Origin of the sequence: Pseudomonas agarici (genome assembly GCF_001543125.1) — a bacterium.
GTDB lineage: Bacteria > Pseudomonadota > Gammaproteobacteria > Pseudomonadales > Pseudomonadaceae > Aquipseudomonas > Aquipseudomonas agarici.
In genome coordinates this window covers 5,367,476-5,378,870 of sequence record NZ_CP014135.1, presented here as the reverse complement: position 1 = coordinate 5,378,870, position 11,395 = coordinate 5,367,476, and the positions used below count along the sequence as shown (strand labels likewise).

9 protein-coding genes are annotated in these 11,395 nt (G+C 52.9%); 3 read left to right on the top strand and 6 right to left on the bottom strand.

What is annotated here, in order from left to right:
* Positions 1–139: 139 nt before the first annotated feature.
* Both AWM79_RS23560 and AWM79_RS23555 read left to right on the top strand, forming a co-directional pair.
* Complete coding sequence (locus AWM79_RS23560; RefSeq protein WP_017134318.1) at positions 140–1,099, top strand: LysR family transcriptional regulator; 960 nt, start codon at positions 140–142, stop codon at positions 1,097–1,099.
* Positions 1,100–1,497: 398 nt separating this feature from the next.
* Entirely contained in the window at positions 1,498–2,736 is a 1,239-nt protein-coding gene (locus AWM79_RS23555) for an OprD family porin (protein WP_017134317.1), read from the top strand.
* 97 nt (positions 2,737–2,833) lie between these two features.
* On the opposite strand, the gene AWM79_RS23550 is transcribed toward AWM79_RS23555, so the two are convergent.
* From AWM79_RS23550 to AWM79_RS23525, 6 genes are all read right to left on the bottom strand, one after another.
* Entirely contained in the window at positions 2,834–3,799 is a 966-nt protein-coding gene (locus AWM79_RS23550) for a hypothetical protein (RefSeq protein WP_017134316.1), read from the bottom strand.
* Positions 3,792–4,781, bottom strand: a complete 990-nt coding sequence (locus tag AWM79_RS23545) for a diacylglycerol/lipid kinase family protein (protein WP_017134315.1) — start codon at positions 4,779–4,781, stop codon at positions 3,792–3,794. The genes AWM79_RS23550 and AWM79_RS23545 overlap by 8 nt, the downstream gene beginning before the upstream one ends.
* Before the next feature lie 72 nt (positions 4,782–4,853).
* Positions 4,854–5,936: an LPS export ABC transporter permease LptG gene (gene lptG / locus AWM79_RS23540; protein WP_017134314.1), complete on the bottom strand. Its 1,083-nt coding sequence runs from the start codon at positions 5,934–5,936 to the stop codon at positions 4,854–4,856.
* The gene (lptF, locus tag AWM79_RS23535; RefSeq protein ID WP_017134313.1) at positions 5,933–7,006 is read right to left on the bottom strand and encodes an LPS export ABC transporter permease LptF; all 1,074 of its coding nucleotides are present in this window, start codon (positions 7,004–7,006) and stop codon (positions 5,933–5,935) included. Before lptF ends, lptG begins: the two co-directional genes overlap by 4 nt.
* 127 nt (positions 7,007–7,133) lie before the next feature.
* The gene (locus AWM79_RS23530) at positions 7,134–7,946 is read right to left on the bottom strand and encodes a nucleotidyltransferase family protein (RefSeq protein ID WP_026013457.1); all 813 of its coding nucleotides are present in this window, start codon (positions 7,944–7,946) and stop codon (positions 7,134–7,136) included.
* Complete coding sequence (locus tag AWM79_RS23525) at positions 7,930–9,063, bottom strand: N-acetyltransferase (RefSeq protein ID WP_167375443.1); 1,134 nt, start codon at positions 9,061–9,063, stop codon at positions 7,930–7,932. Before AWM79_RS23525 ends, AWM79_RS23530 begins: the two co-directional genes overlap by 17 nt.
* Positions 9,064–9,640: 577 nt before the next feature.
* On the opposite strand from AWM79_RS23525, the gene AWM79_RS23520 reads away from it, so the two are divergent.
* Positions 9,641–11,392, top strand: a complete 1,752-nt coding sequence (locus AWM79_RS23520) for a fatty acyl-AMP ligase (protein WP_017134310.1) — start codon at positions 9,641–9,643, stop codon at positions 11,390–11,392.
* Positions 11,393–11,395: the final 3 nt, after the last annotated feature.

Genomic DNA, 11,395 nt, shown 5'->3' with positions numbered 1-11,395 from the left:
CTATGATTGCGCGTTGGAGGCAGGCATCCTGCCGGAATAGATTGGTCTTTTTTCAGCGTGGCTGTTTTTTCGCGATTTCGTGCTAAGCTAAATTTAGGGGGCCTTCGATGTTGGCACTGATTTTGTGTTAAGGAGTGTTATGGAGACTTCACCCATATCGACAATCACGCTGAGCCGAAAGCTAAAATTCAACCAACTCATGATATTTGAGTTGGTGTTGGAATCTGGATCGTTTGTAAGAGCGGCGAATTCGATGGGGTTAACCCAGCCTGCCATCACCAAGGCTATTTATGACCTCGAGTCATTTTTTGGCGCACCGTTGTTTGAGCGCTCCAATCGCGGTGTAACACCTACAGAGTTCGGCGTCATGCTCGGTCGCCGTGTCAAGTCGTTGATCGCTGAAGCCCGCTACATGACTGAAGAGGTTAATGCTTTTCGCACCGGAGAGGCAGGGCATGTGATCGTGGGCACTCTTATCTCTGCTTCAGCAAAACTTCTGCCTCGGGCTATCGTAAAGCTGCGTAAGGCGACGCCGGGGGTGGTGGTTACGATTCGAGAAGGAACAACAGCGCAGATGTTTCCTTCCCTGGCTACCGGGGATCTTGATATCGTTGTCGGGCTCCTCCCAGAACAAGAGTTGCCTTTGACCCATGCTTTTCCGCTCAAGCATGAAGTTTTATTTAATGAGTCTTTCTGTGCTGTCGTGGGTAAGGGGCACGTCTTGGCAGAGCGAAAAGGGTTGAACATAGGCGAATTGATGGATGAAGAGTGGATTTTTCCCCTTCATGAATCGCCTTCGTACAATGCCGTGGAGAAATTTTTCCGCGACTCCGGCTTAGGCTTTCCGGCTCATCATGTTAATTCTCTTTCTATTTTGACCAACATAGGATTGCTGTTGGAGACCGACATGATTGCATTGATGCCTCGAGCGGCGGCACTGCAATTTGTAAAAACAGGTTTGTTGGTTATTCTGGATATGACGACGACGGCTAATTTTGGTGAGGTCGGGTTTTCAATACGGGCTGATAAAGATGTCAATCCTGCGTGTAAAAATTTTATCAAATGCTTGCGTGAATCGTCTAAAGAAATTTTTGAGTAGCGCCATCACCACATAAAATTTCTTCCCCTCGAAGCGATAGCGAGCCTACTCGCTATCGCTGCTCTCCGCGCTTTTAATTTTGATGTTGCCAATCTGTTTTTCGATGTTGCTGGGTATTGCTAATGGTAATAGTCGATGGTGATATAATGATTGGCTCTTGAAATTTGAATGTTATAAAAAGGTGCTGTGTATCTATTTAAGAATTACTTGGCCTGGCTGCGGCGCCCGTAATCAGGGCTGTTGCGGTAATGTTGAGCTGCTTTCTGAATTAGGTCCATGCGTCAAACAGCTTCACAATAATAACTAGTAGCTGTGGGCGAGCGGCTTTTGCTGCGCGTATCACAATAATAATTAACTCCGCCATCGAAGCTGAGTATTGGCTTTTAATGGAGCACACTATGCGCATAAAAATAATACACGTAGTCGCTTTGATGTTGGTAATGCCCGTTGAGTCGGGATTCGCCAGCCAGCAATCGGATGCGAAGGGATTTGTCGAGGATTCAAAGGCAGTAATCAATGTTCGAAATATGTACATGAATCGAGACTTTCGACAATCTAAGGCTCCGCAGAGTTATGGGGAGGAGTGGGGTCAGGGCTTTATCGGCACTTATCAGTCAGGCTTCACTCAGGGGACGGTCGGTTTTGGTGTCGATGTGATCGGCCAACTCGGTTTGAAGCTAGATACGGGTGATGGCCGCAAGGGTGGTGGAACCGGGTTGTTGGAGCAAGATAAAGACGGAGCGAAAGACGAATATTCAAAATTGGGTGGCGCGCTTAAAGTGCAGTTTTCAAACAGTGTATTGAAATACGGCAACCAGTTTATGTCACTGCCAATTTTGTCGACATCGGACGCACGCTTGTTACCAGAATCAGCAACGGGTTTGGCAGTAACTAGTAATGAAATAAAAAATCTGACCTTGTCGACCGGGCATTTCACCGGTCTCAATAATCGTAATGATAGTAAGACGGATAGCGCCAGGCTGACTAGTCTCGATTACCTGGGTGGTGTCTACAAGTTTAACGATCAGTGGTCCAGTAGTTTATTTTATCAAAAGGTCGATGATTATTGGCGTAAATACTACGGTAATTTGAACTATAATTTGCCGCTGACTAAAGTCCAATCTTTTAACTTTGATTTTAATATTTATGACTCCAATAGTGTTGGTGATGAGCGGGCTGGTGAGCTGAATAACCGCATCTGGAGTTTGGCAGCTGCTTATACTTTAGGTGCACATCGTTTTATGATTTCTCGCCAACAGGTATCCGGGCGTGGTGATTATGCTTACGGCATCGATGGCTTGAGTACCGTATATGTTGCTAACTCTGTGCAGTATAGCGATTTTAACTATCAAGATGAGAAATCTTGGCAAGCACGTTATGATTTGAACCTGGCATCTTATGGGGTTCCCGGTTTGTCATTCATGACTCGTTATGTAAAAGGATATGGCTTCGACACGGCGGCGACGAACAACGGCCATGCGTGGGAGCGGGACATTGATACCAAATACGTGGTGCAAGAGGGGACAACTAAGAATCTCAGTTTCCGTTTGCGAAATGCGAGCTACCGAAGCTCCGACCGCGGTGGCAAGATTGACGAAGTTCGACTCATAATTGAATATCCTCTAAGTATCTTTTGATTCATCGCTGATACTAAAAAACGGCTGTTGACACAGCCGTTTTGCGTGTTTATCAAAGATTAAACATCTGAGCCTCGGCGTAACTTCATTGTGGTGTTCAGCGAAGACGGCGACTACGCAGCAACCGCCACAATAAAGGCCAGCAGAAAATCAGCGGATAACGGTGTAGATAGGGGCTGATTTTGACCGGTTCGCCCAGATGTCTTTCAAGCTTCCAGAGGGCGTAGTCGACCGCCCCTTCAAATGTGAACAAGGCTTTGATCAGTCGCAAAATATTCAGCGTGCGACCTTGTAGGCGTCTGACTTTCCATTTCCAGCGGGAAGCGTGTCTTGCCGATGCATCGCCTCGGTACACGAGCACTTCCCTTCCATCCTCGACCAAGCTCAGATCAGGTATCGACGCAACGGCCCCGCGTGTCATTTGAATAAAATACTCGGCGTTGGCTCCGACGATCTCTTTCGATCGACTCAGTTTCTCGGGTCGCAATTCGGTCGCATAGGTTAGCGACAAGGCCTGCTCCCAGAGTTCAGTGCTTGAAATGGTTGAGTGCACAACGGGGACGACTTCGGACACCATTCGAATCACAGCCTGGCTCAACGCATGATGGATGCGTGATCTGACAATGTCGTCATGGTAATACACCAGCCTTGAGGGTTGTGAAAACCTACTCCACAGATAGCTTTGAAACCAGGTCGATGTTCCTTTTTCAAAATCTTTCAGGGTTATCAGCGCGCACTTTGCGCGCAAGAACCCGCCCCCTGGTGCGGGAGACTTGAGCAGGAAGACGGTGGGCGCCAGACACCTACTGGCTAATCTGGACGCCAGACCCATGTGTGCGCTGGCGTAATCATCCACAAGCACATAGAGATCGACCAGGCCATCTCGCAGATTACCCCCACGAAGACATGAACCATAGAACAGCAGCGCCACCATGGCCGTGCCGAATCGTGCGTGTAACGTTTGCGTAATCGTCTGCAGATCCGATGCTACCGGGCGCGAGCTCTCCTGGCTTACGCTTTGCAGCAATGCCGGCGCGGGCTCGATCAACTGTGTGCTATGCATGACTTGGCTCGACATCAAAGAGGATGAACCGAGCGCTGACATCTGCTGACAGACGTAACGGGCTTTGGGTCGCAAAGACCTCCCCGTCTAACAGGTATTCGCTCAAATCATGAATAGCGGCGTGAGTCAGATTCTGGCTGACATAAGCGTCACTGTCTTGCATGGCAGCATTGGATTTGCCACGCAAGAGGAAGGGCAGGGATGAAAGAAGACGCGGTGCACGATGGGCGATCGCGGTGAAATGCATCGGTGCATGCTCAACTCCCCAGTAGGGCGTGCTCTTGAGTAAAAGCTTATCCAGGGTGGTGGCGAGGATCAGTAGCCAAGGGGAATACAGATACTGATGCTGCAATTGCAGACCCGCTTGAGTGGCCAGAGCGGCATCTGGCTCATTGCGTCGAAACAACGAGAGCAGCATGCGGATGAAGGCAAGGGCAGGGCCCAAAGCCCCACGGACGCCCTTGGGGCGCACTTTTGAGTGGAAGTATCTGACGCCATTGAGGATCGCCCCGGCGCCAAAAAACAAACCGAATTGCGCAGGAGCGCAACTGGCATCACAGACTTGCAGGACTGATCGAGTGCTGATCAGGGGCGGCGGTGCATTTCCCGCGAGCCAGTTGATCAGCGCTCTGAGCGCGGCAGCCGGTTTCATGGTCATTCCCAGATCGATCGCGCTCATGTTGGTGGTGCCTGCAGGTAGTGCCAGAACGCAGGGTGCCAACTCCACGGAACGCCTGAGCGAGGCGGTAAGCGCGGCCTGAAGACTGCCGTCTCCGCCAATGACCACCAGCAGATCGTTCACCCCCAAGTCGAAAATGTCCAACGCCTGCGCTATTTCGGCAGGGCTTGAAGCTTCGATCACCGTTGATTGCGGGACCTGTAAGACGAGTTCGCGCAGCGTTTTGAGATTTCGACTGACATGCCCGCTCTTGGGATTGAACAGCACGCCAACGTGCTTTGGGAACGTTATCGGGTCAATCATTCGAATCATCTGCCTGAGTGATGGATGGCACGAAACACACGTCCCGATTTACCGAAGGTACTGCTTGAGTTTTCATCGGCTCACCCGGTCGAATCGGTGTATGAGCATCATGGCAATGCCCAGCAGAACGAACGCCGGCAATAGCGTGGTCAGCATGACGTTGCCGGCGAACAACAAGCCAAGATTGGCGATGATCTGATTACTCACGTAGATCAGCAGGCCCAGTAGGGCACCGATCGCAAGACGTCCGCCTAGTCCGGGAGAGCGTTGTTGAACGAAGGTAAAGGGCACCGCAAAAAGGATCATTGCCAGGGTCAGAACGGGGCGGCCGAGTTTTTGCCACATTGCCATCTCATACTCGGCCGTCGTCTGGTCAGAGCCGGCCAGGAACTGAATGTAGTGATAAAGCTGCCTGATGGAGAAGCTATCGGTGGGCAGGGTCAACTCTCTCAGGCGTTGTTCTGAAAACACCGACTGCCACACGAGGTACTCCTGTTGGCTGGTGCTTTCATCGGTCTGTTTCCATTCCTTGATCTGGGCGTTCTTGAGCAGCCAGGTGCCGTCCGGGCGGATGTTCGCACTGTCGGCAAACACGTAAGATTTAAGACTCATGTCTGGGGCGTAGCGGAAGATCTCGATACGAAGTGGCGTGTTGTGTCGCGACATCGTGCCGATCCGCGCCACCTCATCGCCTCGCCGTGCCCAGATACTGCCGTCTTGGCCTGCGGACTCGCCTGAGATGGCCAAGGCCTCGTTTCTGAGGAGTACTCCGCGCTGCTGCAGTGGCGATGCCGCCCATTCATCCAGCGCTCCCATCATGACGACGAGAATCAAACCCGCGACAACGGTGGTGGCCGCAATACGCACAATGGAGATGCCGGCCGTGCGCATCGCCGTCAGTTCTTGCGTGGTCGCCAGTTGGCCTAATCCGACGATGCCTCCCAGCAACGCAATGAAGGGGCTCAGATCAACAGCGCGTCTGGGTAATGTCATCAGTACAACCAGGAGCGCCTGGTTCCATCGATAACCACCGGACGTCACATCGTCGAGCTCGTTGATCAGGTCAAAAGTGGTGAACAAGGGAAGTAGCAGCGCTGCCGCTGCGACGAACCCGATGAGGACATTACGAATGAGGTACCAGCTCGCTATTTTCATTTCGAGCGCCGTCGCAACAGAGACAGGTCTCGGGCTATGAATGCAAGAACCCCCAATGCCATAAGCAGCGGCACCAGCCAGACGCCGGGGGCCAACGCGATAGTCGCATTGGCCACCAGCGTCCGACAGATGTTGCCAGCATAAAAGATGATGATGAACAGAATGCTGATGGGGAGCAAGGTTGAGAAGCGTCCTTTGCGCGGCGCGCTACGGCTTAAGGGAACAGCGAGTAGTGCGAGGAGAAATGCAGTGACGCCGCGCGTCTGACGCCACTGCAATTCTGCTTTGTCCTTTGCCAGGGGAGAGGCGCTCAACAACGCCGTCGACGTTGCTTTGCGCTTGTTGTCCGGCTCCGGTTCTATAGGATTCAGGTGCAGGTCCATGGTGTTGAAACGGAGCGTGATGTCCTTCGTGCCGGCATGCTGCAATGTGTAGGATGTCCCGGTCGTCATCGCGATTACCGGGTTATCCGGATTCGCGTCGACCACCCTCGCCAGATGGGAGCGAAAGATCCGCGTCTTCCCTTCACCGGGGTCGTAGATGAGCGCGTTTTTCAGATTGCCTGAATCATGGTCAACTTGTTCGGCGAGAATCATTCGACCGTTGTCGGGGTTGAGGTTGAACCGTTGAGACTGCAGATGGTTCACGTCCAGATCAGTCTTGGACTCCTGCTCCAGCCGATAGGCCTGGGTATACGCCCAGGGGCGACCGTAGACCGACAGTATTGTCACGGCGATGGCGATCGGAATAGAGATCAGCGCGATGGCGCGATACAGACGTAAAGGGCTCGCGCCAGAAGCCCGAATGGCGGTGATCTCCGAGTCGTGGTACAGCCTGCCCATGGCGATGGCTACCGAGGCGTACAAGGCAACCGGCACCAGCATTTCGAGGGCGATGATGACCTTGTAGATCACAATGTCGATCACCGATTGCAGCGCCAGGGTGCCATTGGCCGCTTGTGTCAGGTAGCGTTGCGCTGAGTAGCTGGCAAATACAAACGTCAGAATGCCCACCATGATCGATACAGGGCGACGAATTTCGGCAATGATGTAGCGCTCGATCAAAAGCATGTAGGGGCCTTGTGGTCAGGCGTTGCTCTAAGTTGATGTTGTGTACCGTGTCTCGTGTGCCATGGAGTCGAACGTGTCCGATGTCATGGCGCACGAGGCGTTGGCCTGAAGGTCGATTCAGGGGCTCTCAGGTCAACGCTCTGTCCAATAAAAAACGTTCCACGAGTGCGTGATCGCTAATGGAGTCGATATCCACGGCGGCTTCGGCAAACGGCATGACAACGGCACCGATCTTCAATCCGACCGTCGATGAGATTCGCTGCATGGCCTGTTCGAGCGATAGTGTTCCCATGAGATATTTCAAGGTGGCGATCAACCCCAAGGCACTTGCGATCACTTTTCTCGGATTTTTGCGCTGCTCTTCGACAGATCGCCAGAATGCAGCGAGCTTCTCGCTTTGCGGTGTCATGAATGCAAACATGTTGCTGCCACAATAGGGGCCGCCCTTGAGTTTGATGGCGGTGCGACGATGTCCTGGAAACATCGTCATTACCGTTCCCAGCGGCGTGACCGCGACACAGACATCGCAACCGCTGTTGCGCGAACGATCAAGGAAATAATCAACGATTTCCGGGCGCAGAAGAGCATGGTCGGCGGTCGTGACGAAGACCGGACGGGTTTTGACGTGCCGTAACCCCAGTAGCGTGCTGGCGCTAGGTGTGAGAGCCGGTTCCAGGGCGAAAATTTCTCCGCGTCCCAATAACGTATGCAGGCGCTGATCGTTATCTAAAGCCCGGCGCGAAGGACCGACCAAGGTAATATCGGTCACGCGATCACTTGCTCTCAGGGCAGCCAATACGCGGTGTAGCATCGGAATGCCTTGAACTTTCGTGAGTGCCTTGCACCCCAGGCCGCCCAGTGCCGCCACAGGGTCATTGGGTTGCCGATCACCCGCCAATACAAGCGCTGAAAAGCGCACTGGCTCAGATGCGTTTTTCATAGAGTCGATACCGTTTGTAGGCGGTTGCACCAATGCGTTCAAGAATCGTGCGCATACCCGTGTTCGTTTCAAGAATCCACGACATTTCCAAGGCATCGAGTTTGTGTCTGATAAAGGGGGCTTTGAGTGCCTCAATCAGCAGTAACGCCAGTACCGGTCCCTGCCTGGTAAACTGATAACGTTGCCTGACGCCCATCAAGGGTACTCGCGCTGTTCGAGTCCCTCTGACCTTCAATGTCCAAAGCAACCGAAGCCAGCCAAAAGGCAAAAGCTTGCCCTTGAGGGGGGCGATTGCTTCATTGATGTTCGGCATGGCCACGATAAACGCGCAGGGTTCATTGTCGATCTCAGCGATGTAGATGAGATCGCTTGGCACCAGAAATTTCATCTGTTCGCCCATGTCCCCGAAATCTCTTTTAGTGAACGGCACAAACCCCCAGTTCTTGGCCCAGGCGTCGTTGAAAATATCGCGCAGCGTTTGCATCTCTTCGGCGAATTTCGACCGGTCTAGCACTCTGATGCGAATCCGCGAGCGTTCGCGATTCATCATCTCCTGAAGCGGCGCGGGAAAATTCAGCTCGTCGGTACGCATCCAGTAAGCCAGCAGATCGATGGCTTCGCGGTAACCGAGGTCATCCAGGTGCGGTTGGTAGTAAGGGGGGTGATGGTTCATGAAGGCCGAGGGAGGCGTATCAAACCCATCAACCAGCAAGCCGCTCTCTTGGTTGATATTCATGCTGAACGGGCCGGTTATCTGCTTAACCCCGCGCGCGCACAACCATGCTTCGGCGGTGGTCACTAGAGTGCGAAATACCTCAGGATCGTCAATTGCATCCAGCATACCGAAATGGCCGGTGTCCATACCGTGAAGTTCTTGGTGCAAGGTATCGATCTGAGCGAGGATACGACCCACAGGCACGCCTCCGCGTGTTGCGATCCAAGCTTGCCAGGTGATGTGTTCAGAGGTCGGGTTTTTTTTTGACAGATGTTCGCGTCGTTCGAGGTGCAGCGGCTCAATCCAACAAGGGTCATTGTTGTACAGCTTGCCAGGCAGCGAAATAAAGATATCAAGATCGTGCTGATCTTGAACCGCGGCTGCGCTGATCAAGGAGGTCATTTTGCTCATAGCTATTATTTGTTTTCCAAATCAATAGGTCGTTAGTCGATTCACAAGGCGTCGTGCCACTGAGATCGATTGCTTCAAAAAGAGCATTTAGCTGTTGCAGAAATATTTTGTTACGGCTATATATAACACAACAAAACGGATTAACCATAGAGCCTGAAGAAAGAATGAGTTTCCTCAAGAAAGGGCCGTTTTCCGTTAGCTCTGGGCACCTGGAGTGGTGGGTGTGCCGCGTCTGAACATGGAATGCCTCAGCTAGAGACACATCGTAAAATGGTAGGTTGAACGTCTTTAGCCGGGTTCTTTGTATCTGAGTTTTATAGTTGACGGTGGGTCTTAAATGACAGTCTTTATCAGTCACTGCTGGTCGGTAGTATGCCTTTTAGAGTAATGGCAGCGGCACCTAAGCGTAAAATGAGAGGTGTTCAAGCGTCGATATCGATTTATCGACGAGTGGATGCTGTTTTTAATTGATCGCTAATTGCGTCGTGCCCAAGTTTTCTGCCATGCCTGTCGTGGCCTCAAACCTCGTGCGAGATTTAGTGGTGCACCTGATAAAGGGCTCAGACCTATGACCGTTCTCTATTTGTCAGAGACAAGCGCTGTGCATTCGCTTCCTCAACGCCTGGCGGATTTTGCTTCGCTGGCCGAGGCGCTTGACTATGCGGCGCTCGGGCAAACAGGTATGAATTTCTACGATCGACGTTGCCATCTGGTGGCCGTTGTCGAGTACCGGCAATTGCAGGTTCGAGCCGTTGCGGCGGCCAAGCGGCTACTGGGTATTGGCCTGAAGAAGGGGGATCGTGTAGCCCTTATCGCGGACACGACACCTTGCTTTGTTGAAGCTTTTTTTGCCTGCCAGTATGCAGGTCTGATCCCGGTGCCGCTGCCCATCCCAACGGGTGTAGGGCACCATCATACCTACGTTGAAAAGCTGCGAGGGTTGCTGGCCAGTTGTTCTCCTTCTGCAATTATCGGCGGCCGGGAGTGGTTGCCGTTTGTGAATGAGGCCATTGATGCTGGCGCTCTGAAATTTTCCGGCGACTTTGATTTGGTCGAAGCGCTCCCCATGTTCGACGTCGAGCTCGTGCCCGCGCAACCGGATGATATTGCTTACCTGCAGTACACCTCGGGCAGTACCCGTTTTCCTCGTGGCGTGGTCGTAACGCAGCGTTCGGTTATGGCTAATCTTCGAGGCATCAGCCTGGATGGCATCAGGCTGCAACCCAAAGATCGTTGTATTTCCTGGCTGCCGTACTACCACGACATGGGCTTGGTGGGTTTTGTCCTGACCCCGGTTGCCACACAGCTATCGGTTGACTATTTGCAGACGCAAGATTTCGCCATGCGCCCCAAGCAATGGTTGAATCTGATGAGCCGTAACAGAGGTACGGTGTCTGTCGCGCCACCTTTTGGCTACGACTTGTGTGTGCGTCGTTGCAGTACTGCCGAGGTCGAGAGCCTGGATCTTTCGTGGTGGCGAGTGGCGGGTGTCGGTGCGGAACCCATTGCGATTTCCACGCTTAACCGCTTCGCCGAGCATTTCGCTCCTGCGGGTTTTAAAGCCAGTGCGTTCATGCCGTGTTATGGATTGGCCGAAAATACGCTAGCCGTCAGCTTCGCGGCTCCCGGCACGGGTGGGCAGGTTGATCGAGTGGATCGAGACATCCTGGAGCTTGAAGGAAGGGCCGTTAAAGCCACTGGGCGATCCACGGCCGTCAGCACATTTGTTAATTGCGGTCGCCCGTTGCCGGGTCATCAACTACAGGTGCTCGATGAGGCGGGTCATGCACTAGCCGAGCGCTGTATTGGTCGAATTGTCATTTCCGGTCCGAGCCTGATGGCTGGGTACTTCGAGGATCAGGAGTCGAAACGGCAGTTGGAAACCGTCCAACGATTGGACACCGGTGATCTGGGCTATCTGTTTGACGGTGACTTGTATGTTACGGGGCGCAAGAAAGACCTGATCATCATCCGGGGCAGAAACATCTGGCCTCAGGATATCGAACTCGTCGCTGAGTCCGAGCCGGAAGTCAGGCCGGGTGACGCTATCGTTTTTATTGTGCAGAAAGACGGGGAGACAACGGTGGTTGTGCAGGTGCAGTGTCGGATCCTCGCAAAAGAGCTGCGCGAACGACTTGTGCACACCTTGTTTGCCAAGATCCATAGCGAGTTCGGACTTTCGCCCACAATCGAGCTCGTTCCACCGCATAGCATTCCTCGGACCTCATCGGGTAAGCCAGCCAGGGCCGAAGCTCGTAAACGCTTTCTCAGTCAGTTAGCGGCGTGCCAGAAAACCCTCGCTGTCGCGGGTTCAGCATGATGG

Coding starts and splice junctions, on each gene's coding strand:
- AWM79_RS23525 (WP_167375443.1), bottom strand. CDS start 9,063: ATGACCTCCTTGATCAGCGCAGCCGCGGTTCAAGATCAGCACGATCTT.
- AWM79_RS23520 (WP_017134310.1), top strand. CDS start 9,641: ATGACCGTTCTCTATTTGTCAGAGACAAGCGCTGTGCATTCGCTTCCT.
- lptG (WP_017134314.1), bottom strand. CDS start 5,936: ATGAAAATAGCGAGCTGGTACCTCATTCGTAATGTCCTCATCGGGTTC.
- lptF (WP_017134313.1), bottom strand. CDS start 7,006: ATGCTTTTGATCGAGCGCTACATCATTGCCGAAATTCGTCGCCCTGTA.
- AWM79_RS23555 (WP_017134317.1), top strand. CDS start 1,498: ATGCGCATAAAAATAATACACGTAGTCGCTTTGATGTTGGTAATGCCC.
- AWM79_RS23530 (WP_026013457.1), bottom strand. CDS start 7,946: ATGAAAAACGCATCTGAGCCAGTGCGCTTTTCAGCGCTTGTATTGGCG.
- AWM79_RS23545 (WP_017134315.1), bottom strand. CDS start 4,781: ATGATTGACCCGATAACGTTCCCAAAGCACGTTGGCGTGCTGTTCAAT.
- AWM79_RS23550 (WP_017134316.1), bottom strand. CDS start 3,799: ATGCATAGCACACAGTTGATCGAGCCCGCGCCGGCATTGCTGCAAAGC.
- AWM79_RS23560 (WP_017134318.1), top strand. CDS start 140: ATGGAGACTTCACCCATATCGACAATCACGCTGAGCCGAAAGCTAAAA.